The organism is Pseudomonas sp. SDI (genome assembly GCF_003105155.1).
Lineage (GTDB): Bacteria > Pseudomonadota > Gammaproteobacteria > Pseudomonadales > Pseudomonadaceae > Aquipseudomonas.
In genome coordinates this window covers 39,785-65,517 of record NZ_QETK01000030.1, presented here as the reverse complement: position 1 = coordinate 65,517, position 25,733 = coordinate 39,785, and the positions used below count along the sequence as shown (strand labels likewise).

26 protein-coding genes are annotated in these 25,733 nt (G+C 64.6%); 14 read left to right on the top strand and 12 right to left on the bottom strand.

Annotation, left to right across the window (positions count from 1 at the left end; all coding sequences use genetic code 11):
- The first annotated feature begins 212 nt into the window (after nt 1-212).
- Nucleotides 213-1,100 (top strand): threonine/homoserine exporter RhtA, encoded by an 888-nt coding sequence (gene rhtA, locus DCO48_RS18735; RefSeq protein ID WP_116552099.1) that lies wholly within the window; start codon nt 213-215, stop codon nt 1,098-1,100.
- Between the two features lie 178 nt (nt 1,101-1,278).
- Nucleotides 1,279-1,560 (top strand): hypothetical protein, encoded by a 282-nt coding sequence (locus DCO48_RS18730; RefSeq protein WP_116552098.1) that lies wholly within the window; start codon nt 1,279-1,281, stop codon nt 1,558-1,560.
- Between the two features lie 55 nt (nt 1,561-1,615).
- Here the strand turns inward: DCO48_RS18730 and DCO48_RS18725 are convergent, their stop codons facing one another.
- Together DCO48_RS18725 and DCO48_RS18720 are read right to left on the bottom strand one after the other, a co-directional pair.
- A complete protein-coding gene (locus DCO48_RS18725; protein ID WP_116552097.1) occupies nt 1,616-3,418 on the bottom strand; it encodes an aminopeptidase P family protein in 1,803 nt (600 codons plus the stop codon).
- Between the two features lie 189 nt (nt 3,419-3,607).
- A complete protein-coding gene (locus DCO48_RS18720) occupies nt 3,608-3,970 on the bottom strand; it encodes an antibiotic biosynthesis monooxygenase (protein WP_116552096.1) in 363 nt (120 codons plus the stop codon).
- 88 nt (nt 3,971-4,058) lie between these two features.
- On the opposite strand from DCO48_RS18720, the gene soxR reads away from it, so the two are divergent.
- The gene (soxR, locus tag DCO48_RS18715; protein WP_116552095.1) at nt 4,059-4,526 is read left to right on the top strand and encodes a redox-sensitive transcriptional activator SoxR; all 468 of its coding nucleotides are present in this window, start codon (nt 4,059-4,061) and stop codon (nt 4,524-4,526) included.
- A 156-nt stretch (nt 4,527-4,682) separates the two neighbouring features.
- Complete coding sequence (gene fusA, locus DCO48_RS18710) at nt 4,683-6,779, top strand: elongation factor G (protein ID WP_116552094.1); 2,097 nt, start codon at nt 4,683-4,685, stop codon at nt 6,777-6,779.
- Between the two features lie 81 nt (nt 6,780-6,860).
- Here the strand turns inward: fusA and DCO48_RS18705 are convergent, their stop codons facing one another.
- Nucleotides 6,861-8,303 carry a SulP family inorganic anion transporter gene (locus tag DCO48_RS18705; protein WP_116552093.1) on the bottom strand — a complete coding sequence of 481 codons (1,443 nt, stop codon included), beginning with the start codon at nt 8,301-8,303 and terminating at the stop codon, nt 6,861-6,863.
- Between the two features lie 139 nt (nt 8,304-8,442).
- Between DCO48_RS18705 and DCO48_RS18700 the strand changes: the two genes are divergently transcribed.
- A complete protein-coding gene (locus DCO48_RS18700) occupies nt 8,443-9,717 on the top strand; it encodes a bifunctional O-acetylhomoserine aminocarboxypropyltransferase/cysteine synthase (RefSeq protein ID WP_116552092.1) in 1,275 nt (424 codons plus the stop codon).
- Between the two features lie 64 nt (nt 9,718-9,781).
- On the opposite strand, the gene DCO48_RS18695 is transcribed toward DCO48_RS18700, so the two are convergent.
- On the bottom strand, nt 9,782-11,626 hold the full coding sequence (locus tag DCO48_RS18695; protein ID WP_116552091.1) for a polyurethanase: 1,845 nt from the start codon (nt 11,624-11,626) through the stop codon (nt 9,782-9,784).
- Between the two features lie 327 nt (nt 11,627-11,953).
- Between DCO48_RS18695 and DCO48_RS18690 the strand changes: the two genes are divergently transcribed.
- A complete protein-coding gene (locus tag DCO48_RS18690; protein WP_116552090.1) occupies nt 11,954-12,541 on the top strand; it encodes a LysE family translocator in 588 nt (195 codons plus the stop codon).
- Here DCO48_RS18690 and DCO48_RS18685 read toward each other — a convergent pair.
- Nucleotides 12,530-13,315 carry an AraC family transcriptional regulator gene (locus DCO48_RS18685; RefSeq protein WP_116552089.1) on the bottom strand — a complete coding sequence of 262 codons (786 nt, stop codon included), beginning with the start codon at nt 13,313-13,315 and terminating at the stop codon, nt 12,530-12,532. The genes DCO48_RS18690 and DCO48_RS18685 overlap by 12 nt on opposite strands.
- An 18-nt stretch (nt 13,316-13,333) precedes the next feature.
- Nucleotides 13,334-13,876: a helix-turn-helix domain-containing protein gene (locus DCO48_RS18680; protein WP_116552088.1), complete on the bottom strand. Its 543-nt coding sequence runs from the start codon at nt 13,874-13,876 to the stop codon at nt 13,334-13,336.
- 163 nt (nt 13,877-14,039) lie between these two features.
- Between DCO48_RS18680 and DCO48_RS18675 the strand changes: the two genes are divergently transcribed.
- The gene (locus DCO48_RS18675) at nt 14,040-14,822 is read left to right on the top strand and encodes an aldolase (RefSeq protein WP_116552087.1); all 783 of its coding nucleotides are present in this window, start codon (nt 14,040-14,042) and stop codon (nt 14,820-14,822) included.
- A gap of 20 nt (nt 14,823-14,842) precedes the next feature.
- Entirely contained in the window at nt 14,843-15,727 is an 885-nt protein-coding gene (locus DCO48_RS18670) for a dihydrodipicolinate synthase family protein (RefSeq protein WP_116552086.1), read from the top strand.
- Nucleotides 15,728-15,856: 129 nt separating this feature from the next.
- Here the strand turns inward: DCO48_RS18670 and DCO48_RS18665 are convergent, their stop codons facing one another.
- Together DCO48_RS18665 and DCO48_RS18660 are read right to left on the bottom strand one after the other, a co-directional pair.
- Nucleotides 15,857-16,513: a CoA transferase subunit B gene (locus DCO48_RS18665; protein WP_116552085.1), complete on the bottom strand. Its 657-nt coding sequence runs from the start codon at nt 16,511-16,513 to the stop codon at nt 15,857-15,859.
- A gap of 36 nt (nt 16,514-16,549) precedes the next feature.
- The gene (locus DCO48_RS18660; protein WP_116552084.1) at nt 16,550-17,248 is read right to left on the bottom strand and encodes a CoA transferase subunit A; all 699 of its coding nucleotides are present in this window, start codon (nt 17,246-17,248) and stop codon (nt 16,550-16,552) included.
- Nucleotides 17,249-17,467: 219 nt separating this feature from the next.
- On the opposite strand from DCO48_RS18660, the gene DCO48_RS18655 reads away from it, so the two are divergent.
- A complete protein-coding gene (locus DCO48_RS18655; RefSeq protein WP_116552083.1) occupies nt 17,468-18,289 on the top strand; it encodes an aldo/keto reductase in 822 nt (273 codons plus the stop codon).
- 35 nt (nt 18,290-18,324) lie between these two features.
- Here DCO48_RS18655 and lexA read toward each other — a convergent pair whose 3' ends face one another.
- Entirely contained in the window at nt 18,325-18,942 is a 618-nt protein-coding gene (lexA, locus tag DCO48_RS18650; protein ID WP_165840801.1) for a transcriptional repressor LexA, read from the bottom strand.
- Between the two features lie 90 nt (nt 18,943-19,032).
- Here lexA and DCO48_RS18645 point away from each other — a divergent pair, with 90 nt between their 5' ends.
- Nucleotides 19,033-19,692, top strand: coding sequence for an HAD family phosphatase (locus DCO48_RS18645; protein WP_116552082.1), 660 nt, complete (start codon nt 19,033-19,035; stop codon nt 19,690-19,692).
- Between the two features lie 86 nt (nt 19,693-19,778).
- Here the strand turns inward: DCO48_RS18645 and DCO48_RS18635 are convergent, their stop codons facing one another.
- A complete protein-coding gene (locus tag DCO48_RS18635; RefSeq protein ID WP_116552080.1) occupies nt 19,779-21,035 on the bottom strand; it encodes a CynX/NimT family MFS transporter in 1,257 nt (418 codons plus the stop codon).
- A 197-nt stretch (nt 21,036-21,232) separates the two neighbouring features.
- Here DCO48_RS18635 and DCO48_RS18630 point away from each other — a divergent pair, with 197 nt between their 5' ends.
- Nucleotides 21,233-21,388, top strand: a complete 156-nt coding sequence (locus DCO48_RS18630; RefSeq protein WP_371919526.1) for a hypothetical protein — start codon at nt 21,233-21,235, stop codon at nt 21,386-21,388.
- Nucleotides 21,389-21,470: 82 nt separating this feature from the next.
- On the opposite strand, the gene DCO48_RS18625 is transcribed toward DCO48_RS18630, so the two are convergent.
- A complete protein-coding gene (locus tag DCO48_RS18625) occupies nt 21,471-22,484 on the bottom strand; it encodes an AraC family transcriptional regulator (RefSeq protein WP_116552079.1) in 1,014 nt (337 codons plus the stop codon).
- A 176-nt stretch (nt 22,485-22,660) separates the two neighbouring features.
- On the opposite strand from DCO48_RS18625, the gene DCO48_RS18620 reads away from it, so the two are divergent.
- From DCO48_RS18620 to DCO48_RS18610, 3 genes are read left to right on the top strand one after another with little or no spacing between them, the layout of a single operon-like run.
- Complete coding sequence (locus tag DCO48_RS18620) at nt 22,661-23,845, top strand: acetyl-CoA C-acyltransferase family protein (RefSeq protein WP_116552078.1); 1,185 nt, start codon at nt 22,661-22,663, stop codon at nt 23,843-23,845.
- Nucleotides 23,846-23,856: 11 nt separating this feature from the next.
- The gene (locus DCO48_RS18615) at nt 23,857-24,705 is read left to right on the top strand and encodes a 3-hydroxybutyryl-CoA dehydrogenase (protein WP_116552077.1); all 849 of its coding nucleotides are present in this window, start codon (nt 23,857-23,859) and stop codon (nt 24,703-24,705) included.
- 9 nt (nt 24,706-24,714) lie between these two features.
- Nucleotides 24,715-25,320, top strand: a complete 606-nt coding sequence (locus tag DCO48_RS18610; RefSeq protein WP_116552076.1) for a TetR/AcrR family transcriptional regulator — start codon at nt 24,715-24,717, stop codon at nt 25,318-25,320.
- 6 nt (nt 25,321-25,326) lie between these two features.
- Here DCO48_RS18610 and DCO48_RS18605 read toward each other — a convergent pair whose 3' ends face one another.
- On the bottom strand, nt 25,327-25,704 hold the full coding sequence (locus DCO48_RS18605; RefSeq protein ID WP_116552075.1) for a response regulator: 378 nt from the start codon (nt 25,702-25,704) through the stop codon (nt 25,327-25,329).
- Between the last annotated feature and the right edge of the window lie 29 nt (nt 25,705-25,733).

Below are 25,733 nucleotides of genomic sequence, written 5' to 3'. Positions count from 1 at the left end.
AAACATCCAACTCGTTGATTCTCAAGGAGTTTTCCGTTTCGACTGCGCCGGAAGTGGGGCGAATTATAGAGAGATTAAATCGGCCGTCAACCCTTAATTGCAAAAGATCGCGATAAAAGAAAAATGCGCACTATATTGCTCACCTCGCGGCACTTGAGCATCATACGCGGGCCCTGTGAGCTCTCTTCATATATAAGGAACACCCCACCCCGATGAACGCCCAACCCCGCAGCCTGGCCTCCACGCTGTTTCCCATCGGTCTGCTGCTGATTGCAATGGCCTCGATCCAGTCCGGCGCCTCGCTGGCCAAGAGCATGTTCCCCGTGGTGGGCGCGCAAGGCACCACGACCCTGCGTTTGATCTTCGCCAGCGTGATCATGCTGGTGTTGCTGCGTCCATGGCGCGCGCGCCTCAGCGCCAGCACACTGAAGACCGTGATCATCTATGGCCTGGCCCTGGGCGGGATGAACCTGCTCTTCTATATGTCGCTGCGGACGGTGCCGCTGGGCATTGCGGTAGCACTGGAGTTCACCGGCCCGCTGGCAGTGGCCCTGTATGCCTCGCGCCGGCCCATCGACTTCTTCTGGATCGGCCTGGCAGTCATCGGCCTGCTGCTGCTCATCCCGATCGGTCAGACCGACAGCGGTATCGACCTGATCGGTGTCGGCTATGCACTGGGCGCTGGGGTGTGCTGGGCGTTGTACATTCTATATGGGCAGAAGGCCGGTGCTGAAAACGGCATCCAGACCGCCGCCCTGGGCGTCATGATCGCCGCGCTGCTGGTAGCCCCGATTGGCATCGCCCATGCCGGCGCGGCGCTGCTCACGCCGACGCTGATCCCGGTGGCCATCGGTGTCGCGATTCTCTCCACGGCCCTGCCCTACAGCCTGGAGATGGTTGCCCTGACCCGCCTGCCAACCCGCACCTTCGGCACGCTGATGAGCATCGAGCCGGCATTCGGTGCGCTGTCGGGCCTGCTGTTCCTCAATGAAGTGCTGTCACTCTCCCAGTGGCTGGCCATTGCAGCCATCATTACCGCATCGGTAGGCGCCACGCTGTCACTGCGCCGCGAGCAGCCGCCACTGGTCGCAGCAGACTGAGTTGAGAAATACTTTCATTTAAATCGCTTTTGCACGTTGTGCCTGTACTGGAGGCTGTTTAAGCTGTAACCCAGCGCCAATCTTGAAGTTTTTACCTCACCCAGGGACGAGCAACGCATCAGGACGACGCAGCACGAACGACACGGGCGATAAACCCGGACACGTATTAAGGACAGGAATGAAACGAATTTTGCTCATCCTAGCCATTGTGGCCTTAGCAGGCTGTGCGGCGACCGCCAAGACAGAAGTTAAACATGGCAGAAAGGGCCTGCACATCAACTGCTCGGGCCTGTCCTCTTCGTGGAACCAGTGCTACACCAAGGCCGCCGACTCCTGTGGCAAGAAGGGTTACAAGGTCATCGCCAAATCCGGTGAAGGCGACGAGGAGCCAGGGGACTACCCCTTCGGCCTCAACCCTGCTGGCTATACCAGCCGCAGCATGATCATCCTCTGCAAGTAATCACGAAGAAGGGCAGCCCACGGGTTGCCCTTCTTGCGTTCGCTTGACAACCGGCTCAGATAGCCGCCGTGCGGGCCTGCAACCATGCCAGTGCCGCACCTTGCAGCAAGGGCGCCAGGCGCTCGCGGACCTGCTGATGGTAGGCGTTGAGCCAGCTGCGCTCCTCCGCCGTCAATTGCTCGGCCAGCAGGCAGCGGGTATCGATCGGACACAGGGTCAGGGTTTCGAACTCAAGGAACTCGCCGAACGCGCTGCTCCCGGCCTCACGGCTGAACACCAGGTTCTCGATACGCACGCCCCATTGCCCAGGGCGATAAGTGCCTGGTTCGATGGAGGTGATCATCCCCGCCTGCATCGCCGTCTGGGGTGCCGGCGCGGCCTGATAAGCGATCACTTGCGGCCCTTCGTGCACATTCATGAAGTAACCCACGCCGTGCCCGGTACCGTGTCCATAATCGACCTGCTCGGCCCACAGCGGCGCACGCGCAATGGCATCGAGTAGCGGCGACAGGATGCCACGCGGGAAACGTGCCCGCGACAGGCCGATCATGCCCTTGAGCACCCGCGTGCAGTCCTGCTTCTGTGCCAGGCTCGGCGTGCCAATCGGCACCATCCGGGTGATGTCGGTGGTACCGCCCAGGTACTGACCGCCGGAGTCGATCAACAGCAGGCCGTCGCCTTCGATCAGTGCATGCGAGGCCTCGGTAGCCCGGTAATGCGGCATCGCGCCGTTGGCGTTGAACGCGGCGATGGTGGCGAAACTCAGCGAAACGAAATCCGGACGCCGCGCGCGGGCCGCACTGAGCTGGGTGTCCACATCCACTTCGCTGATCGGCGCTGGCTGCGCTTCGAACCAGGCGAAAAATTCGCAGAGCGCCGCACCGTCCTGTTCCATGGCCTGGCGAATGTGCGCCAGGTCGGCTGCGCTCTTGCGCGATTTGGCGAAGGTGGTGGGGTTGATCGCTTCGATCAGCCGCACATCGCCCTGCAGGTTATCCAGCAACCCCAGGGTGACCCGCGCCGGGTCGACCAGCAGTTGGCTACCCGCCGCGATACTGCTGAGCGCCAGCGCCACCTGCGTGTAATCACGCAGGCTGACACCGTCGGCGGCCAACACCTGGCGCAGTGGCTCGTCAACCTTGCTCGGTGCGACGAACAGCGTCGCCGAATCCTTGCCAATCAGCGCGAACGAGACGAACACCGGGTTGTACGACACGTCGCTGCCGCGCAGGTTGAACAGCCAGGCGATATCGTCCAGCGTCGCGATGAAGTGCCAGTCGGCGCCCTTGTCGGCCATCACCTTGCGCAGATCGGCCAGTTTATCCTTGCGGTCGACCGTGGCTTGCGGCGGCAGGTGTTGATACAGCGGGCTCTGCGGCAGCCCCGGACGGTCGAGCCATACCTGGCTAAGCAGATCGCGGTCGCTGAGCAGGCGTACATTGCGTGCATTGAGCTTATCGCCCAGCTGACGTGCCGAGGCCAGGGCCATGACCGCACCATCCACCGCCACCGCCCCGCCGCTTGGCACCTGCTCGGCCAGCCAGTCGAGCGGACCGGGCTGGCCCGGCAGCAACTTGACCAGTTCGATGCCGCTGCCGACGAGTTCTTTTTCCGCCTGTTGCCAATAGCGGCTGTCGGCCCAGAGCCCGGCGAAATCGGCAGTCAGAACCAGCGTACCGACCGAGCCGTGGAAGCCCGACAGCCATTGCCGGCCTTGCCAGTACTCGGGCAGATACTCGGAAAGATGCGGGTCGGCCGACGGCACCAGCAACGCATCGACGCCTTCCTGTCTCATCACCTCGCGCATTTGTTGCAGACGCACCCTCACCGCTCCCTGCGTTGTTGGCTGACTGTTCATCCTCACTCCTGGCTACCACGGCTACCGTTATTCTTGGTGGCTGATAATGGAGCAGCCTCGGGTCACGGGCAACTGCTCATGCAACTACGCGTCGGCTTAGCGCTGAACGTGCGCCTGGCGCAGTCACTCTGCACATCGGCGTGGGAGCTTTCAGTGTGGGCAGAGCGCTGGTCGCCGGGGGCGCCTGAACTACAGCGGCGACACCTGGCAGTGCAAGCCCATCTCGGTGCTGCGCGAGAGGCTGCTGAGGGTCTGGAACGCGGCGAAATTCACCCCACGGGCCTGATAAGTGCGCAGCAGTTCGAGAAACGGCTCCTGATCGAAACTGCTGATCGCCGCCTGCCAGTCGGCGCGTGAGCGCCATTGCAGGTATTGCAGCACCCGGCTGCCGTCTTCGCTGGCCTGGATGCTCGCCCCCAGCAGCCCACCATGCTCGAAGGCCATGCGTTCGCTACGGCTGGCCAGGGCATTGGCCAGGGGCTGCTGCAACGCTGCCGGCACCTGAAATTCGATCAGTTGGGTGAAACACAGGTTGTTGTCTGCCCGCACCATGAATCCTCTCCTGTTGTCTGTGCACTTGCGATGCAATGGCAGGCACGGTAAAACCTCTAGTTAACTAGAGGTCAAGGGGAATTTGTCCATGGACGAGAATACTTCGCGCCCGGAACGGGCCTTGAGCGTTGGCCAGCTCGCCGCGCGCAGCGGCGTGGCGGTCACGGCGCTGCACTTCTATGAAAGCAAGGGCCTGATCCACAGCACGCGCAATGCCGGCAACCAGCGGCGCTATCCGCGCGAGGTGCTACGCCGGGTGGCGGTGATCAAGATCGCCCAGCGCCTGGGCATTCCGCTGGCGACCATCCACAGTGCCTTGCAGAGCCTGCCCACCGACCGTGCGCCGAGTGCGGCCGACTGGCAACGGCTGTCGGAGCAATGGCGCGCCGACCTCAATCAGCGCATCGAGAAGATGACCATGCTGCGCGACCAGCTCGACGGCTGCATCGGCTGCGGCTGCCTGTCGATGCAGGCCTGTCCGTTGCGCAACCACCACGACCAGCTCGCCGAGCAGGGACCGGGCGCGCAATTGCTCGAACCCGGCCTCGACCCTTAGCCGTGCAGGTGCGCCAGGCGCGGTAGGCCAGGATGCCGATTTCGCCGGTTGAGTCCATTGTCAGTCTTTCCCGCCAATTAGGCTCAACGCAGATATCCAACCATCTGCTTAACTGGAAGGACCCGGCCGCCCACCCCACGCACAGGTGAACCGATCATGGCGCGCACCACTCCCATCGAGCTGTACCGCAATATCGGCATCGTCGCCCACGTCGACGCCGGCAAGACCACTACCACCGAACGCATCCTGTTCTACACCGGGGTCAACCATAAAATGGGCGAAGTGCACGACGGCGCCGCGACCATGGACTGGATGGCCCAGGAGCAGGAACGCGGCATCACCATTACCTCCGCCGCCACCACGGCCTTCTGGCAAGGCTCAAGCAAGCAGTTCCCGGACAAATACCGTTTCAACATCATCGACACCCCCGGCCACGTCGACTTCACCATCGAAGTGGAGCGCTCACTGCGCGTGCTCGACGGCGCCGTGGTGGTGTTCAGCGCGGCCGACGGCGTCGAGCCGCAATCGGAAACGGTCTGGCGTCAGGCCAACAAGTACCATGTGCCGCGCCTGGCCTATATCAACAAGATGGACCGCCAGGGCGCCGACTTCCTGCGCGTGGTCGCGCAGATCAACCAGCGCCTGGGCCACCACCCGGTGCCGATCCAATTGTCGATCGGCGCCGAAGAGAACTTCCTCGGTCAGATCGACCTGATGAAGATGAAGGCCATCTACTGGAACGAAGACGACCAGGGCACCAGCTACCGCGAAGAAGAGATTCCTGCCGAGTTGCTGGCGCTGGCCAACGAATGGCGCGCGCACATGATCGAAGCCGCCGCCGAGGCCAACGATGAATTCATGGATCTTTACCTCAACGGTGAAACACTGAGCAACGAGCAGATCAAGGCCGGCCTGCGCCAGCGCACCCTGGCCAACCAGATCGTCCCGGCCATTTGCGGTTCCTCGTTCAAGAACAAGGGCGTGCCGCTGATGCTCGACGCCGTCATCGACTACCTGCCGGCGCCGTCGGAGATCCCGGCAATCAACGGCACCGACCCGGATGACGAGGAAAAACACCTAGAGCGCCACGCCGACGACAGCGAACCGTTTTCGGCCCTGGCGTTCAAGATCGCCACCGACCCCTTTGTCGGCACCCTGACCTTCGCCCGCGTCTATTCCGGGATCCTCAGCTCCGGCGATGCGGTGCTCAACTCGGTCAAGGGCAAGAAGGAGCGTGTCGGCCGCATGGTGCAGATGCACGCCAACCAGCGCGCCGAGATCAAGGCGGTGTGCGCTGGCGATATCGCCGCGCTGATCGGCATGAAGGACGTGACCACCGGCGACACCCTCTGCGACCTGAGCAAGCCAATCATCCTTGAACGCATGGACTTCCCCGACCCGGTGATTTCCGTGGCCGTGGAACCGAAGACCAAGGCCGACCAGGAAAAAATGGGCATTGCCCTGGGCAAGCTGGCCCAGGAAGACCCGTCGTTCCGCGTGCGTACCGACGAGGAAACCGCGCAAACCATCATCTCCGGGATGGGCGAGTTGCACCTGGACATCATCGTCGACCGTATGCGCCGCGAGTTCGGTGTCGAGGCCAACATCGGCAAACCGCAGGTGGCCTACCGCGAGAAGATCCGCAAAACCTGCGAAATCGAAGGCAAGTTCGTCCGCCAGTCCGGCGGCCGTGGGCAATATGGACACTGCTGGATCCGCTTCGCCCCAGGCGACGATGGCCTGGAGTTCGTCAACGAAGTGGTCGGCGGCGTGGTGCCGCGCGAGTACATTCCGGCGATCCAGAAAGGCATCGAGGAACAGATGAAGAACGGCGTGCTGGCCGGCTACCCGCTGATCGGGCTGAAGGCCACGGTGTTCGACGGGTCCTACCATGACGTCGACTCCAACGAGATGGCGTTCAAGGTGGCAGCATCGATGGCCACCAAGCAGTTGGCCAGGCAGGGTAATCCGGCGCTGCTGGAGCCGGTGATGAAGGTCGAGGTGGTGACGCCGGAGGAATACCAGGGCGACATTATCGGCGACCTGAGCCGGCGCCGCGGGATGATCCAGGAAGGCGACGAAACCCCGGCGGGCAAGGTAATCCGCGCCGAGGTACCGCTGGGCGAGATGTTCGGTTATTCGACGCAGATGCGCTCGATGACCCAGGGCCGCGCCAGCTACACCATGGAGTTCACCAAGTACGCCGAAGCACCGGCAAACATTGCCGATGCGATCATCAAGAAACAGGGCTGAAGCGCATCGCGGCACGCGTCGGATCGCCGCACCTGTGATCCGACGCGTGCCGCGATGGCCTGCGAAAGCAGGCCTAGGTCTTCAGTGCTGCACCCCTGCCCGCTTCAACAGCTGCTTGCAGCGCTCCGACAGGTGCACCACGCGCAAATGCTTGCCGGCCTTCACGTAGCGCTCGCGCAGCGTCTTCAGCGCGGCAATCGCCGAGTAGTCGACAACGCTCAGGTGCTGGCAATCCAGGGTGACCTGCTGCGGGTCCTGGGCCGGGTCGAAATGATTGAGAAACGGCGTGGTCGAGGCAAAGAACAACGTCCCATGCAGGCGGTACAGCTTGCTGCCGTCGGCCTCCAGGTGGGTATCGGCATACAGCTCGCGCGCCTGCTGCCAGGCAAAGTTGATCGCCGCAATCACGATACCGAACAGCACCGCCGTGGCCAGGTCGGTAAACACCGTGACAAGGGTCACCGCGACAATCGCCAGCACATCGCTCACCGGCACCTTGTGCAGCACCCGCAGCGAGGCCCAGGCGAATGTCTGCTGCGCCACCACGAACATCACCCCAACCAGCGCCGCCAGCGGAATCCGTTCGATCAATGGCGACAGGAACAGCACGAACAACAGGATCATCACCCCCGCGACCACACCCGACAGACGCCCACGGCCGCCCGAGCTCAGGTTGATCACCGTCTGCCCGATCATCGCGCAGCCGCCCATGCCACCGCACAGGCCACTGACCATATTGGCCGCCCCCAGGGCCACGCACTCGCGGTCCGGGTGGCCACGACTTTCGGTGATCTCGTCGGTGAGGTTGAGGGTCAGCAGGGTTTCCAGCAGCCCGACCAGGGCCATGAGGATCGCGTAGGGGGCGATGATCCGCAGGGTTTCCAGGGTCCACGGCAACACCGGCCAGGCCAGTTGCGGCAAGCCGCCGGCGATGTGCGCCATGTCGCCGAGGGTGCGGGTGGGCAGCTCGAGCAGGTACACCAACAGGCCAACGCCCAGAATCGCCACCAGCGCCGGCGGCACGCTGCGGGTGAGCCGTGGCAACACGTACACCACCAGCATGGTCAGCGCCACCAGGCCAAGCATCAGGTACAGCGGCGTGCCGTCGAGCCAGGCCTCGCCGACCTTGAAGTGCTCCAGCTGGGCCAGCGCAATGACAATCGCCAGGCCGTTGACGAAGCCGAGCATCACCGGGTACGGCACCAGCCGCACCAGCTTGCCCAGGCGCAGCAGGCCGAAGGCAATCATGATCAGGCCACCCAACAGCACGGTCGCCAGCAGGTACTGCACGCCGTGCTGCACTACCAGCGCCACGATCACCACGGCCATCGAGCCGGCGGCACCGGAGACCATCCCCGGCCGGCCGCCGAACAGCGCGGTCAGGGTACAGATGATGAAGGCGCCGTACAGGCCCATCAGCGGGTTGAGGTGGGCGACCAGCGCGAAGGCGATGCACTCGGGCACCAGGGCAAAAGACGTCGTGAGCCCGGCCAGAAGGTCGGCGCGTATGCGGGTGGGTTTCATGAATTACCTGGATTGCACGAAGGGTGGCAAAAAACGTTAGCAAGCTTACCGTGTTCGTCGACCCAGGGCACGTGCTTGACCGGCGTCGGGCTGGCGTCGCATGCTCGACGCTTTCCACCCACGCTCAAGGAATGACTGCATGAAGCTGGAAACGTTGGCGATTCACGCGGGCTTCAGCCCAGACCCTACCACCCGCGCAGTGGCGGTTCCGATCTACCAGACCACCTCCTTTGCCTTCGACGACACCCAGCATGGCGCGGACCTTTTCGACCTCAAGGTCGCCGGCAACATCTATTCACGCATCATGAACCCGACCAACGACGTCCTCGAGCAGCGCATGGCTGCGCTCGAAGGCGGGGTTGGCGCGCTGGCCGTGGCCTCAGGCATGGCCGCGATCACCTACGCGATCCAGACCGTGGCCGAAGCCGGCGACAACATCGTCTCGGTGGCCAAGCTGTATGGCGGCACCTACAACCTGCTGGCACACACCCTGCCACGCTTCGGTATTCAGACCCGCTTTGCCGCGCACGACGACATCGCGGCACTCGAAGCACTGATCGACGAGCGCACCAAGGCGGTGTTCTGCGAATCGATCGGTAACCCGGCGGGCAATATCGTCGACCTGCAAGCCCTGGCCGACGCCGCGCACCGCCATGGCGTGCCGCTGATCGTCGACAACACCGTGGCCACGCCGATCCTCTGCCGGCCGTTCGAGCACGGCGCCGACATCGTCGTGCACTCGCTGACCAAGTACATCGGTGGGCACGGTACCAGCATCGGCGGGATCGTCATCGACTCGGGGAAATTCCCCTGGGCCGAGCACCCGGCGCGGTTCCCGCTGCTGAACACTCCCGACGCCTCCTACCACGGCGTGACCTACACCGAGGCGTTCGGCCCGGCGGCGTTCATCGGCCGCTGCCGGGTGGTGCCGCTGCGCAACACCGGCGCGGCCCTCTCGCCATTCAATGCCTTCCTGATCCTGCAGGGCCTGGAAACCCTGGCGCTGCGCATGGAGCGCCACACCGAGAACGCACTTAAGGTTGCGCGCTATCTGCAGGCGCACGAGCAGGTGGCCTGGGTGAACTATGCCGGCCTGGAAGAGCATCCCGAGCATGCCCTGGCGCTGCGCTATACGGCAGGCAAGCCGGCCTCGATCCTGTCGTTCGGCATCAAGGGTGGACAGGAAGCGGGGGCGCGCTTTATCGATGCGCTGAAACTGGTGGTGCGGCTGGTGAACATCGGCGATGCCAAGTCGCTGGCCTGCCATCCGGCGTCGACCACGCACCGTCAGTTGAACGACGAAGAGCTGGAGAAGGCCGGGGTGCCGCGGGACATGGTGCGGTTGTCGATTGGCATCGAGCACTTCGATGACATCGTCGCGGATCTGGCGCAAGCGCTCGACGCCAGTCGGTAGTGAAGCTGTCGCGCGGCGATCCGATTCGTCCCGCGAGGGGGCTGCCTGGCAGCCCCCGGCTTCCTCAAGCAATCACAACCTCCCCCAGACTCCCCGCCGCGACCCCGACCAGGGTCACCGAATCCGCGCCAAACTTCAGCACCGCGTCATTGCCCACCTGGCTCAGGTGCGCCCGGTAATCCGGCGCCGTGGTCCCGCCGTCGACCCCGATAAACACCAGCTTGTCGCCGGTCTGGTAGCCGTGCACCCGATCCTGGCCAAAATGCCCACTGAACAGAAAGGTATCGCGCCCGCCGCCGGACACCAGCACGTCGTTGCCAGTGCCGCCGACCAATACATCGTCGCCGCGCCCGCCCACCAGGCGGTCGTTGCCGTCCAGGCCGAACAGCCAACTGCCCTTGTCCGTCGCCGTCAGCAGGTCGTTGCCCGCCGTGCCGCTCCGGGACAAGGCATACGCCTCGACCTTGCCGTTGGAGAGCAGGCCCTCCACCGCCACCTGATGGCTGACATCCTTGCTGAAGAACACCCAGTTCGACTCCTGGCTCACCAGCGTCTCCACCTGCTGGACAAGGCTGATGCCACCTGCCGCATCGCGCACGTACAGCGTACCGTCGGCATCGCGGGCGATAGCCAGATCGCGCAGCGAATCGCCCAGTAGCAAGGTGTCGTGCCCGCCGCCGCCGTGGATCAGGTTGTAGCCGCCCTGGTCGCGGAAGGTGTCGTTGCCGGCGCCGCCGTCCAGGTAGTCGTTGCAGCGCCCGCCCTGCAGCAGGTCGGCGCCTTGCGAGCCGACGATGAAGGTGCTGCCCGTGTGCTGCTCGGCATTGCGGTTGAGGTCTTCGACCCAGGTCGAGCCACGGCTGACATCGGACAGATTGCTGACCACGATGGTCGAATCCTTGCCGGTCCATTCGTAGAACGCCGAGTTGAGCACCCGCCCCAGGCCGTCGCCATAGGCGCTGGGCAAATGTGCCAGCCAGTTGGAGACATTGCCGATGGAGTACGGCAACAGGTTCCAAGCGGTCGAAGCATAATGGTCGTTGAAGTTGACGATGTTGTCGGTGCTCGACGGCTTGGCCGCGTCGTGCACGCCCAGCGAGGCCCAGGTCAGTTGGGTGCCATCAAGGGCGCGGAACACCGGGTCGTTCTCGTAGCCGATGTTCAGCACCTGCGACGGATCGCTGGCCTGGGTCGGCGAGGCGAAAGCCACGTACTTGGCGTCATGGTAGAAGCCGCCCCACTGCGCCTTGCTCAGTTCGGCCAGGCTGTTGACCGCCAGGCCGCCAAGGCTGTGGCCGCTGACGGTGATGTGCTGGCCGCTGAGGCCGTGGCTGCGGGCATACGCCGCCACATCGCCGAGCAAGTTGCCGAAGGCGTTGGCTACGTAGTGCTTGGCAAAGTCGGCCGGACCGAGGGCGGCCATCAGGTCGTGGATGGCGTCGGTGATGGTGTCGCCCAGCAGCGATTCGCGCGGCCCGCTGGTGCCGCGAAAACCGATGCCGATGGCGCTGAGCTGGCCGTTGCTGTCGTATTTACCGAGGATCTCTACCTGGGCGCTGTCGAAGCCGGGCTTCTCGCCGTAGAAGGTCCCGCGAAAATCGGTCTTGCCCTGGTAGCCGAGCTGGCTGGCACTGATCGGTGTCCAACCGGCAGCTTTGACGGCAGCCAGTGCGGCGGCTTCGCTGTCGGGGTTCCACGGGATGCCGGGGATTGCACCCTGGGCGTCGCTGCCGCCGATCAGGGCCTTGACCAGGGTGGCCGGCAGGCCGAGACCAAAACCGTACTGCTGGTAACCGACAGCCAAGCCCTGGTCGAGGTTGTGGTAAGCGTACAGCGACAGGGCCATGGCGTCGCTGAACAAGGCTTTGGAGGCAGTCGAATCGAGGTTGCGGTAATCGAAGGCAGCCATAGGAAGACATCCTTGTTGTTATAGGAAAAGCCCCTGGGCGACAACGTCCATGTGACACACCGAGTGGGACTTGGGCGAAGCTGACATGGGGATTGTGGGGTGTCCATCGGCCAAGTGGCGACGATCTGGCCAAACGCTGAGCCAGAAAAGCATCGCCGGACGCGCCCACTCCCAGAGAAACGCCAGAACCGGAGACTGTTCTGTGGGCGCGGGCTCGTCCCGCGATGAATGCCCCACCGAACGCAAGCCAAGAGCAATTTTGTTCAATACCCCGCCGCCCCGATTGCCTAGCCTAGCGCCCACCTCCCACCCACCTGCGAGACCTTCATGAGCCTGATGCTTTCAATGGCCGCCTTTGCCCTGGCCGCCTCCATTTCCCCCGGCCCGGTGAACATCGTCGCCCTCGCGGCCGGCGCCCGTCATGGCCTGCGCCCGGCCATGCGCCACGTCACCGGCGCCACCCTGGGCTTCTGCCTGCTACTGATGCTGATCGGCCTCGGCCTGCACGCCCTGCTCGAACGCTGGCCGGGGCTGACCGGCGCACTGTACTGGGCCGGAGTACTGTTCCTGCTGTACATGGCCTGGAAGCTGACGCGCGACGACGGCCGCCTGGGTGACGGCCAGGACAACCGCCCGCCGTCGATGCTCGGCGGCGCCGTGATGCAGTGGCTCAACCCCAAGGCCTGGCTGGCCTGCGTGGCCGGGGTCGGGGCCTTCGTCGGTCAGGGCGAGACCGCCCTGCTCTGGCAGTTCACGCTGATCTACCTGGTGATCTGCTACCTGTCGGTGGCCTGCTGGGCCTGGGCCGGCACCGTGGTGCGCCGCCACCTGCAAGAGCCCCGGCGCATGCGCATGTTCAACCGCAGCCTGGCGCTGATGCTGGTGGCCAGCGCGGCGTACCTGCTACCGAGCTGAGCGATAGTGACCGGGGGTAACCGCCAGGTGCTGCTTGAAGGCCCGCTGCAAGTGGGCCTGATCGGCAAAGCCGGCCTCCAGCGCAACCTCGGCAATCAGCTTGCCCTCGCGTAGTTGCGCCCGGGCGAACTGCACGCGCTGGTCCAGCAGGTAGCCATGCGGCGTCTGCCCGTACTGCTGCTTGAATGCGCGAATCAGGTAGGACGTCGACAGCCCGGCCGCCGCGCCGATGTCTTCCAGCTTGAGTGGCTCGGTGCAATGCGCGCGAATGAACGCAGCCGCCCGCTCAAGACGCTGGTTGCCCAGCCCGGTAGCCATCGGTGCGGCCTGCAACTGCTCACGCAGCTCATCGAAAAAACCTTCGCAGGCACTGCGCTTGTGCGCGCTGGCGAGGCGCTCGTCGATCAGTTGCGCATACAGCCCGGTGAGCGCCGCAAACAGTTGCGGCGAGTGACTGGACGTTGCCTGCAATGGCTCGAAGCCGCGCCCGACCAACCAGGCCATATCGACATAGAGCATCAGGTACGACCACGGCTGCGCGGCTATCGGATTGCAGGCATGCACGGCGCCGGGGTTCATCAGCACCACCGTACCGCGCTCGACCTCCTGCCAGTGCTCGCCGTTGAGGTAGGTGCTGCGCCCGGCAGTGATCGCACCAATCGAAAACGTCGCATGGGAGTGCCGTGCGTAGCACACCGCACGCCCGTCGGCGACGCCGCGGGCCTCGATGAACGGCAGCGCCGGGTCGCGCCAGAACTGCGAAAGCGTTGCCATCAATTGCGCTCCTGAGCCTTATTCGGCAGCGTCGTGCACCACCACCAGCAATTGCGCCTGAACCTCGCCGACCGAGCGCAGCCGGTGAGGAGTCTGGGCATTGAAATACAGCGCATCGCCGCGTTCGAGCAGCACCCGCTCGTTCATGAAATCGACTTCCACCTGCCCTTCGTGAACGAACAGAAACTCTTCGCCCAGGTGCTCCTTGAAGGTCGAATCGCTGAAATCCATCGGCGGGCAGATGATGAACGGCAGCAGGCTGCGCTGGCTGATCTGGTTGGCCAGCACCGCATAACCAGGGCCGCCGCTGCTACCCGAGAGTGCCTGGCGCTCACCGCTACGCACCAGGCTGTAGCGCGACTGGCCGGGCTGGTCCTCGGCGAACAGTTCCTCGACGTTGACGTTCAGCGCCCGCGCCAGTTTCAGCGCCGCGGCAATCGACGGCGTGTTCAGTCCGCGCTCGACCTTGGACAGGTAGCTCTTGGTCATGGCGGTTTTTTCGGCCAACCCTTCAAGGGTCATGCCGAGTTTTTTTCTCAATACTTTCAATCGCATAGACATGTGATGCAGATTTTCCCCGTGCTGCGGGCAACATTTTACTTGCCTATGACACTTTGTGTCATATAGCCTTTATTGTGTCATCTGGTTGACCGCCCCACTCACCTTCCAAGCAACCGGGACGGGTCAGCCCTGACGCCCCATCAAGCCACCGAGGACATTCCCCATGGCCAAGACATTAGCACTCCCCAAGGACCAACTGCTCAAGCAGGCCCTGGCGCAGATGCAAGGCTCGCTCGCGGATAATACGTGGACTGTGCGAGAAAAGCTGGCACTGACCTGCCGGATTCTCTTCGACAACGGTCACGACTCCGGCCTGGCCGGGCAGATCAGTGCCCGTGGCGTGCAACCGGGCACGTTCTACACCCAGCAACTGGGGCTGGGTTTCGACGAAATCAGCGCCAGCAACCTGCTGCTGGTCAACGAGGACCTTGAGGTGCTCGAAGGCGCAGGCATGCCCAACCCGGCCAACCGTTTCCACAGCTGGGTGTACCGCGCGCGGCCGGATGTGAACTGCATCATTCACACCCACCCGACCCACGTCGCAGCGCTGTCGATGCTTGAGGTACCGCTGCAGGTTTCGCACATGGACCTCTGTCCGCTGTACGACGACTGCGCGTTCCTCGAAGCCTGGCCTGGCGTGCCGGTGGGCAACGAGGAAGGCGCGATCATCAGCGCGGCGCTGGGCAACAAACGCGCGATCCTGCTTTCGCACCACGGCCAGCTGGCGACGGGCGCCTCGATCGAGGAAGCCTGTGTGATTGCCCAACTGATCGAGCGCGCGGCCAAGCTGCAACTGCTGGCGATGGCGGCCGGGCAGATCAAGCCGATCACACCGGAACTGGGCCGTGAAGCACATGACTGGATTGCCCGGCCCAAGCGGCACAGCGCCGCGTTCAATTACTATGCCCGCCAGTGCCTGCGCGCGCATGCCGATTGCCTGAACTGATTACTACGGAGCACGTTTCCATGACCACCCATTTTCACGGCATTATCGGCTACACCGTCACCCCATTCAGCGCCGACGGCGAGCGGCTTGACCTGGCGGCCCTCGGCCAGTCGATCGAGCGCCTGATCGCCGGCGGCGTGCAGGCCATCGCACCGCTGGGCAGCACGGGCGAAGGTGCCTACCTGAGCGACCGCGAATGGGATGAGGTGGCCGCGTTCAGCCTGGCGCACATTGCCGGGCGGGTGCCGAGCATCGTCAGCGTGTCCGACCTGACCACCGCCAGCGCCATGCGCCGCGCGCGCTACGCCGAGCAGCATGGCGCCGACGCGCTGATGGTGTTACCGGCGGCGTACTGGAAGCTCAGCGAAGCGGAAATCCTGCAGCACTACCGCAACATTGGCGACTGCGTCGACACACCGATCATGCTCTACAACAACCCGGCCACTAGCGGCACCGACATGTCGGTGGAACTGATCCTGCGCATCGTCGCCGAGGTCGACAATGTCACCATGGTCAAGGAAAGCAGCGGCGACATTCAGCGCATGCACAAGCTGCAGCAACTGGGCGAAGGCCAGGTACCGTTCTATAACGGCTGCAACCCGTTGGCGCTGGAGGCATTCGTGGCCGGGGCGACGGGCTGGTGCACAGCGGCGGCCAACCTGATTCCAGCGTTGAACCAGCAGTTGTATCAGGCGGTGCTGAGCAACGACCTGGGACAGGCGCAGGCGCTGTTCTACCGGCAGTTGCCGCTGCTCGAGTTCATTCTCAAGGGCGGCTTACCGGCGACGATCAAGGCCGGCCTGGCCCTGACCGGACTGGACATGGGTGCACCACGCAAGCCGGTGTTCGCCCTGGATGCAGCCGGCCAGGCACGCCTGGCGCAACTGCTGGAGGCCTTGCGCTAAAAAACCGCGGCCGGTGGCACCGGGCTGGCCCCGTGCAAGGCCAGCCGCTGCGCCCAGATCGCCCAGACAATGGCCCTATCGCCGGCACGGCCGGCGATAGGGCCAACGCAGGCAGAGCAGCAGGTCAGGTCAGAAGCTCATCTCTTTCACATCGTCGGCCACGATCAGCTTGCCTGCGGTCTTGGCGACGATCTCCTCGACGCTCACCCCCGGCGCCGTCTCGCGCAGGATGAACGCGCCGTTTTCGATTTCCAGGTAGGCCAGGTCGGTCAGCACCTTGCGGATGCAGCCGGCGCCGGTCAGCGGCAGGCTGCACTTGCTCAGCAGCTTGGACTCGCCGTCCTTGGAGGCATGGGTCATGGTGACGATGATGTTGTCGGCACCAGCCACCAGGTCCATCGCCCCGCCCATGCCCTTGACCAGCTTGCCCGGGATCATCCACGAGGCAATGTTGCCCTCCACGTCCACCTCGAAGGCACCGAGCACGGTGAGGTCGACATGGCCGCCGCGAATCATCGCGAAAGATTCGGCAGAGTTGAAGATCGAAGCACCGGTACGCGCCGTCACGGTCTGCTTGCCGGCGTTGATCATGTCGGCATCGAGCTGCGCTTCGGTGGGGAATTCACCCATGCCGAGCAGGCCGTTTTCCGACTGCAGCATCACGTCGATGTTGTCCGGTACATAGTTGGCCACCAGGGTCGGGATGCCGATACCGAGGTTGACGTAGTAGCCGTCCTTGAGTTCGCGGGCGACGCGCTGGGCCATTTGTTCGCGGGAAAGTGCCATGGTCAGGATCTCTTTGTTGTTCTGTGCGGGGACGGTTCAGGCCTTGAGGGTGCGCTTTTCGATGCGCTTCTCGAAGGTGCCGACGATGATCCGGTCTACATAGATACCCGGCGTGTGGATCTCGCTCGGCAGCAGTACGCCCGGCTCGACGATTTCCTCGACCTCGACCACGGTGATCTTGCCAGCGGTGGCAGCCAGCGGGTTGAAGTTCTGCGCAGTGTTGCGGTACACCACGTTGCCGTAGTGGTCGGCTTTCCAGCCTTTGACGATGGCGAAGTCGCCGGTGATGGCTTCTTCGAGGATGTACTTGCGGCCATTGAACTCGCGCACTTCCTTGCCCTCGGCCACCGGCGTGCCGTAGCCGGTGGCGGTGAAGAACGCCGGGATACCGGCGCCGCCAGCGCGCATTTTCTCGGCCAGGGTGCCTTGCGGGGTGAGTTCGACTTCCAGTTCGCCGCTGAGCAACTGGCGTTCGAATTCGGCGTTCTCACCGACATACGAGGCGACCATCTTGCAGATCTGGTGGTCTTCCAGCAGCACGCCCAAGCCGAAGCCATCGACGCCGCAGTTGTTCGAGACCACGGTCAGGCCCTTGACGCCACGGCGCTTGATCTCGGCAATCAGGTTTTCCGGGATACCGCACAGGCCGAAGCCACCGGCCAGTACCGTCATGTTGTCGGTCAGGCCTTCAAGGGCCTGTTCATAGGTTGCTACGCGCTTGTCCAGTCCGGCCATGCTGATCCGCCTTTTGTAGTTGTAGAACCGACAAGGGTTGTCGGAGAGCGTCTGGCTGCATCTTCACCCCTGCCGACTGTTTTGTTAATTTTGTTTTTTTGATCGATTGATTGAAATTATAAAACAATCCAGCTCGCGCTGAACAAGGGACTCCTGTAGGCCTCTGAGGATAGTGCAAGATAGCCCTTCGCCCCGACGCCCACTTTTTCAGGAGATCCCATGCGCAGCAGCACACTCGGTAATCGTTCGGTCCCGGTCATTGGTCAGGGCACCTGGTACATGGGCGAAGACAGCGCCCAGCAGCGGCGCGAAGTGGCCGCCCTGCAACAAGGCATCGAGCTCGGCCTGAGCCTGATCGACACCGCCGAGATGTACGCCGAAGGCGGCGCCGAGCGCGTGGTCGGGCAGGCCTTGCAGGGGCGCCGCGAGCAGGTTTACCTGGTCAGCAAGGTCTACCCGCACAATGCCAGCCGCCAGGGTCTCCCCGCCGCCTGCGAACGCAGCCTGCAGCGCCTCGGTACCGAGCACATCGACCTGTACCTGCTGCACTGGCGCGGCCAGTACCCGCTGGAAGAAACCGTGGAGGCCTTCGAGCGCCTGCGCGAGGCCGGCAAGATCGGCCGCTGGGGCGTATCCAACTTCGACCTCGACGACCTGCTGGCGCTGGACAACCCAGCCTGCGCAGTCAACCAGGTGCTGTACAACCCGCAGCAACGTGGCATCGAGTTCGACCTGCTGCCGTGGAGCCAGCAACAACGGCTACCGACCATGGCCTACTGCCCACTGGCCCAGGCCGGGCGCTTGCTCAAGCACCCACTGTTGCAACAGATTGCCGAAGCGCATGGCGCGACGCCGGCCCAGGTGTGCCTGGCCTGGGCCACCCGCGACGACGGGGTGATCGCCATTCCCAAGGCGGTCGAGCCGCGCCATGTCCAGCTGAATGCCGCCGCAGCCGGGCTGACCCTGCGCGCCGAGGACCTGCAAGCCATCGATCAGGTGTTCCCGGCGCCCACCCGCAAACAGCGCCTGGCGATGGTCTGACTAGTTGCAGGCCCTGGGGCTGACCACGGCCCCCATCAGTCGCGTCTCACCAGGCCGCAGAACACCCCTTCGATAACGAAGTCGCGCTCGGGGCCGACCTCGATCGGCGCGTAGGCCGGGTTGCGTGGCAGCAGGCGGTAATGGCCGCCGCTGCGCTGGAAGCGCTTGATGGTGACCTCGCCGTCGAGGCGGGCGACGATGATCTGCCCGTCGCGGGCATCGGCCTGCTGTTTGATGCCGACCAGATCGCCGTCGAAGATGCCGTCGTCGATCATCGAGTCGCCGCGCACCTTCAGCAGGTAGTCGGGGGAACGGCTGAACAGGTGCGAGTCGAGCATCAATTGCTCATGGATATCGATGTCCGGGCCGATCGGCCGGCCGGCGGCCACCTGGCCGAGCACCGGGATCTCCAGCACCTCGGGCCGGCGCAACGGCCCGGCCAGGCGGATGCCGCGCGCCTGGTTCGGCGTGACCTCGATGAAACCGGCCTCGCAGAGGGCCTGGATGTGCTTGCGTGCCACGCTGCGCGAGGCGAAACCGAAGGCCTGGGCGATGTCGGCCAGGCTGGGGGGCTGGGCTTGCTGCGCGATGCGATCACGGATGAAGGTGAGGATGGCGCTGCGTTTGGGAGAGAGTCTGGTCATGGAGTACATTTGTACTCTTTTCGGCGCACACTGACCAGCCCCGCTGATCAGCTTGTATTTCTGGGTATGATGGGCGGCCTCTCACACGGATACCTGCCCATGCTGGAAGCCTTGCTGTTCGACCTCGACGGAACCCTGAGCGACACCGACAAACTTCACCTGCTGGCCATGCAACAGCTGTTGCAGGAAGACGGCCGGGTGCTGAGCGAAGCCGAGTTCGACGCGCATGTCAGCGGCCGGGCGAATGCCGATCTGTGCCGTTACCTGTTCCCCGACCGGCCGCTAAGCGAGCACCTGGCCTTTGCCGAGCGCAAGGAAGCGCGGTTTCGCGCGCTGTCGCCGACCCTGGCGCCAACGCCGGGGCTGCTGGCGCTGATCGAGTACGCCGAGCAACAGCGCATCGGCATGGCGGTGGTCACCAATGCACCACGGGCGAACGCTACGCACATGCTCGATGCCCTGGGGCTGAGCGGGCGCTTCGAGCATGTGCTGGTGGCCGAGGAACTGCCACGGACCAAGCCCGACCCGCTGCCCTATCTGAGCGGCTTGCAGCGCCTGGGCGCACGGGCCGAAAGGGCCCTGGCGTTCGAGGACTCGGTGCCGGGGGTGACCGCGGCGAGCAAGGCCGGGATCGTTACCGTGGGCCTGTCGACCAGCCAGCCGCCAGAGGCGCTGCTGGCGGCCGGGGCGCAACTGGTGGTGAAGGATTTCGCGGACGCGCGGTTGTGGGCGGTGATAGAGAACATGGCGGGCGATTAAGCAGACCTGCTGCGGAAAAATGGCCATCTGCGAGCGCTGACCCTATCGCCGGCTACCACCTGAGTGCACCGGCCAGCTCCGGGTTACTACTGGGCTTTGGCGCCATCGAGCTGCTCGACATCGACCCGGCCCTGGGCCGGGTCCGCGACACCTTGCAGGCGCTGACCTGACATCGCCACGGCATAGCCGTGCGGGGCAAAGCGCCAGGTCACCAGCAGCATCAGCAGTACGCTCAGGGTCAGTAGCAGCCAGGAGGCCTGGAAGTCGCCGCTGATATCGCGCAGCCAGCCGGTCACGTACGGCACGATGCCGGTGATGATAAAGCCGATGCCCTGGACGAACGCCGCCAGGCTGCCGGCCGCCGCCGGGGCCTTGAGGTGTTCGAGGGTCAGCGTCAGGCTCAGGCTGAAACAGGCGCCCAGGCCGAAACCGATCAGCGCCACCCACAGCCCCGGCGACGCGCCCGGCGCTGCCAGCAAGCCGACAAAACCAACCAGCTGGCTGGCCAACGCCAGCATCAACCCCGGTCGGCGGTCGCTCAGGCCGCGCAGCAGCAATGGCAAGCCGAGTGCGCCGAACACCTGGAACACGGTCATCACCCCGACCAGTTCACCGCCGCCATGGGCGCTGCCACCGATCTGCTGATAGTAGGCCGGCAGCCAGGCCACCATGCTGGTGTAGCCGCCGTTGATCAGGCCAAAATACACCGCCAGCAGCCAGGCGCGGCGGCTGCCGAAGAAATGCCCGCTGGCAGCGCTACGAGCGCTGGCCGCCTCCAGCGTCGGCCGAACGGTGGCACAGAACAATACCGCCAGCAGTGCCGGCACCCCCCAGATACCGAGCCCGGCCTGCCAGCCGGCGAAGTGTTCGGCCAGCCGTGAACCGAGCACCGCCGCCAGGCCGCCGCCACTCATCAGCGCGGCCGAATAGATGCCCATGGCCAGCGCCAGGCGCTTGGGGAACCAGCGATTGACCAAACCCGGCATCAGCGCCTGGACGAAGGCCACGCCGAGGCCGGCGAGCACTGCACTGGCGATCAGCGCGTTGCTGCTGTCCAGCCAAAGTCGCCAACTGCAAGCCAGGGCGATGGCCAGCAGCCCGCCGAGCAGCGCGCTGCGCTCGCCGAGCCAGCGCCGCAGCCAGGGCTGCAGCAGCGGCACCAGGCCCATGCACAGCACCGGCAAGGCCGTGAGCAAGGCGGCTTGCTGGTAACCGATGCCAGTGGTCTGGCGGATGTCTTCCAGCAAGGGCCCGATGCTGGTGAGGATCGGTCGCAGGTTCAGGGCGACGACGACCACCAGCAACAGCAAGGTGAGGCTGTGGGTGTGGCGTTGGCAAGGCATGTGCAGGGCTCGATAACGGCTGAGCGGGAATTATCCCGAGCGCGGCGCGCATCTAGAAATTAAATGATTGGATTACAGGCAGTGGCTTTGCAAATACCCTCGCATTGGCCTCCTGGCAAATAGCCGGATTGGCTATTCGGGGTGCCAGGCGAGGCCATTACAGGAGCGCCATCACGTAACAGCACAGGAAGCGCAACATGAGCAAACGTATCGAATGGGCCAAACAGGCGCCGAAGGCCTACAAGGCAATGGCCGGGCTGGAACTGGCCGTGGGTAAATCCGGGTTGGAAAGCTCGCTGCTGGAGCTGGCTTGCCGGCGATGCCCGGTCCGCGCTCGGGCAAAGCGGCAGTAAACTCGGCATCCACATTGCGCCTGGTGTACCGCGGACTCAGGTGCTACGGCTGCTACGCAGCCGGTCGCAGGCAAGCCAGCGCCTACAAACGGCCCGCCACCCGCAACCGATACCCGCCTGGGCTCTCCCCCGTCCATTTCTTGAATGCCCGATGAAACGCGCTCGGCTCCTGAAAGCCGGTCTGCTCGGCAATCTCCGCCACGCTCAGATCGCTGTCGCGCAAACACTCGAACGCCGTCGCCCGACGCACTTCATCCTTGATCTGCTGGAACGAGCAGCCTTCGCGCTCCAACTGCCGGCGAAAACTGCTCGGGCTCAGGCCTTCGCCCGCGGCCATCGCCAGCAAGGTCGGCCACTGCCCATAACAGCGTCCGCGCAGATGCCGATAAACCCGCGCCGCCAAACCATTCTGGTTGCGATAGCGCACCACCAGCCACTGCGGCGCACTGCGCAGGAAGGTCTTCAGTGCGCTCAGGTCCTGGACCACCGGCAAGCGCAGGTAGTCCGCGGCAAACTCAACCTCGGTACGCCCGCTGCCCACCTGCAGGTTCGGCCCCCAGAGCAAGGCATCGTCCTCCAGCGGCGGACGTGCATCGCGCAGTTCGGTGCGATCGATGGCAATCCGCCGCCCGCCCAGCCAGCACAGCAGGCTGATCACCAGCACCAGCAAGGTTTCCTCGGCATACACCCGGGTCAGCGGATCGTCGATCTGGCTGTGCAGGCTGATCACTGCGCGCTGGCCGCGCACCGTCAGGCTGCCGCGCACATCGCGCAGGAACAGGGCGAAATTGCCCAGGCACTGGCGCAGGGCCTTTTCCAGGGTCGGCTCCTGAATCAGCCCACGGCAGATCAGGGCAAAGCTGCCTTGCGGCATGCCATGGCTGTCGAGGTTGAAAAATTCGTCGTTCAGCGCCTCAATGAGGATCAGCCATAACCGCGCAAACGCCTTGGCCGGTACCCGTGCCTCGGCCTGCTGCAACACCTGCGGATCGATCCCCGCCTTGTGCAGCAACGCCTGCGCCTGCGCGGGCCGCTGGCGCAGGCCGTGCAACATGGTATGGACGAAGTACACCGCGACCGAATCGTTTTCCCGCATGAGGTTTTCCACTGCAACACAAGGTATGGCAAAAACAGTCAGCCCGCCTGGGCAGTTAAGGCATAGGCCAGGGCGTGGCCTTTGCCTAGACTCGGGCCCATCCCGGACGTGGCCCGGGCGCCATTCTGGCAGAGCCGCACGGCGCCCCGCCACGCTTTCGCACACTGGAGTCGACAATGAACAACAACGATATCTACGTAGTCAGCGCCGTTCGCTCGGCCATCGGCACCTTCGGCGGCTCGCTCAAGGACCTGCCCCTGGCCGACCTCGCCACCCAGGTCACCCGCGCCGCCCTCGAGCGCTCCGGGGTCAAGGCCGAGCAGATCGGCCATGTGGTGATGGGCAACGTGATCCCGACCGAACCGCGCGACGCCTACCTGGGCCGGGTGGCCGCGATGAACGCCGGCATTCCCAAGGAAACCCCCGCCTTCAACGTCAACCGCCTGTGCGGCTCGGGCCTGCAGGCCATCGTCTCGGCCGCGCAGAGCCTGCTGCTGGGCGAAGCCGAAGCGGTGATCGCCGCCGGTGCCGAGTCGATGAGCCGTGGCCCGTACCTGCTGCCCCAAGCCCGCTGGGGCGCGCGCATGGGTGACCTGCACGGCGTCGACTACATGCTCGGGATCCTCCACGATCCGTTCGCCGGCTTCCACATGGGCATCACGGCCGAGAACGTGGCCGAGAAAAACGGCATCACCCGGCAGATGCAGGACGAGGTCGCCCAGACCAGCCAGCAACGTGCCGCTCGCGCCATCGCCGAAGGCCGCTTCGCCAGCCAGATCGTGCCGATCGAGATCCCCAGCCGTAAGGGCCCGGTGACGTTCGAGGTGGACGAACACGTGCGCGGCGACGTCAGCGCCGAGCAGTTGGCCGGGATGAAAGCGGTGTTCAAGAAAGATGGCACCGTCACCGCCGGCAACGCCAGCGGCCTGAACGACGGCGCCGCCGCGCTGGTGCTGGTGACCGGTGCGATGGCCAAGCGCGAGGGCCTGCGCCCGCTGGCGCGCCTGGTGGCCTACGCCCACGCTGGTGTCGAGCCGGAGCTGATGGGCCTGGGCCCGGTACCGGCAACCCGCAAGGCGCTGGAAAAAGCCGGTATCAGCGTCAACGACCTGGACGTGATCGAATCCAACGAAGCCTTCGCTGCCCAGGCCTGCGCGGTGTCCCGCGAGCTCGGCTTCGACCCGGACAAGGTCAACCCGAACGGCTCGGGCATCTCCCTCGGCCACCCGGTCGGCGCCACTGGCGCAATCATCGCCACCAAGGCGATCCATGAACTGCAGCGTATCCAGGGCCGCTATGCCCTGGCGACGATGTGCATCGGCGGCGGCCAAGGCATTGCCGTTGTCTTCGAGCGCGTTTGAGGAGCAGCACCGTGAGCATTGAAAATATCGCCGTGATCGGCGCCGGCACCATGGGCAACGGGATTGCCCAGGTGTGCGCGGTGGCCGGCTACCAGGTCACCCTGATCGACGTCTCCGAGGCTGCGCTGGAGCGTGGCCTGGCCACCCTGCGCAAGAACCTCGAACGCCAGGTCAACAAGCAGACCCTGCAGGCCGCCGAGGCCCAAGCGGCCGTGGCGCGGATCAGCACCAGCACCGACTACGCCGCGCTGCACTCAGCGCAACTGGTGATCGAGGCCGCCACCGAAAACCTCGCGCTGAAAATCCGCATCCTCCAGCAGGTGGCGGCCAGCGTGGCCGACGACTGCGTGATCGCCACCAACACCTCGTCGCTGTCGATCACCCAGCTCGGCGCGGCGGTCAGCCAGCCCGAGCGCTTCATTGGCGTGCACTTCTTCAACCCGGTGCCGATGATGGCCCTGGTCGAGGTGATCCGCGGCCTGCAAACCAGCGACGCGACCTTCGCCGCCGCCCATGCCCTGACCGCCCGCGTCGGCAAGACCGCGATCAGCGCCGGCAACCGCCCGGGCTTCGTGGTCAACCGCATCCTGGTGCCGATGATCAACGAAGCGATCATGGTGTTGCAGGAAGGTCTGGCCAGTGCCGAGGACATCGACACCGGCATGCGCCTGGGTTGCAACCAACCGATCGGCCCGCTGGCCCTGGCCGACCTGATCGGCCTGGACACCCTGCTGGCCATCGTCGAGTCGTTCCACGACGGCTTCAACGACAGCAAGTACCGCCCGGCCGCCTTGCTCAAGGAAATGGTCGCCGCCGGCTACCTGGGCCGCAAGAGCGGCCGTGGTTTCTTCACCTATTGAGGTAGCCCCATGCCACTGACCTGCGCCGAACGCTGCGCGAATTTCGAAGAACGGCGCGACAAAGCGCTGGAACTCTTCGCGAACAAAGGCTTCGGCCAGGTCAGCATGCGCGAGCTGGCCAGCCACCTGGGGCTGACCGCAGGCTCGCTGTACCACCATTTTCCGAGCAAGCAGCACCTGCTCTTCGATCTGATCGAAGAGCTGTTCGAAGAGCTGCTGGCCACCCTCGCACCGCCGGCCAAGGGCCGTTCGCCGGCACAGCGGCTGTCGGCGGTGATCGGTGCCCACTGGGCCCTGCACGCCGAGCGGCCGTTGCAGTTCCGCCTGGCGGAACGTGACCTGTGCTGCCTGAGCGACGCGCAGCAGGCACGGATTGCCGCGCTGCGCTGCGACTACGAAACCGGCCTGTTGCGCCTGATCGCACCTGAGGCAGCGCTGCCGGCAGCGAGCCTGGCCGCTACCGCCCACGTCATCGCCAGCCTGCTCAATAGCCTGCCCGGCTGGCTGCAGCAGTCGCCGCTGCCACAAGCACAGCGCCTGACCTTGATGGAAAGCATGCTGCTCGGCGCCATTGAGCGCAGCCTGCCCAGCGGCCGCATCAGTTCGGCGGCTTGAACGCCCCTAGGCGAGGAGCTTCTGAATCTGCTCGCGCAGGCTGTCGAGGTCGAACGGCTTGGCCAGGATCGGCGCCTTGAGGGCGATCGGACTGCCCGATTCGAGAATTTCCAGCGGGTAGCCACTGATGAAAATCACCTTGAGGTCCGGGCGCAGCTTGATCGCCGGCTCGGCAATATCGACCCCGGAGATGCCGCCGGGCAGGCGGAAGTCGGTGACCATCAGGTCCAGATGCGGCTTTTTCGCCAGGATATCGAACGCCTGCGCGCCGTTTTCGGCCACCAGCACATGGTAGCCCTCGCCCGCCAGGTAGTCCCTGAGGATCATGCGGATCACCGGTTCGTCTTCGACGACCAGCACCACGTCTTGTGCATCTTCGCTCATGCCAATGCCTTAGCTGTGTTCATTCGGTA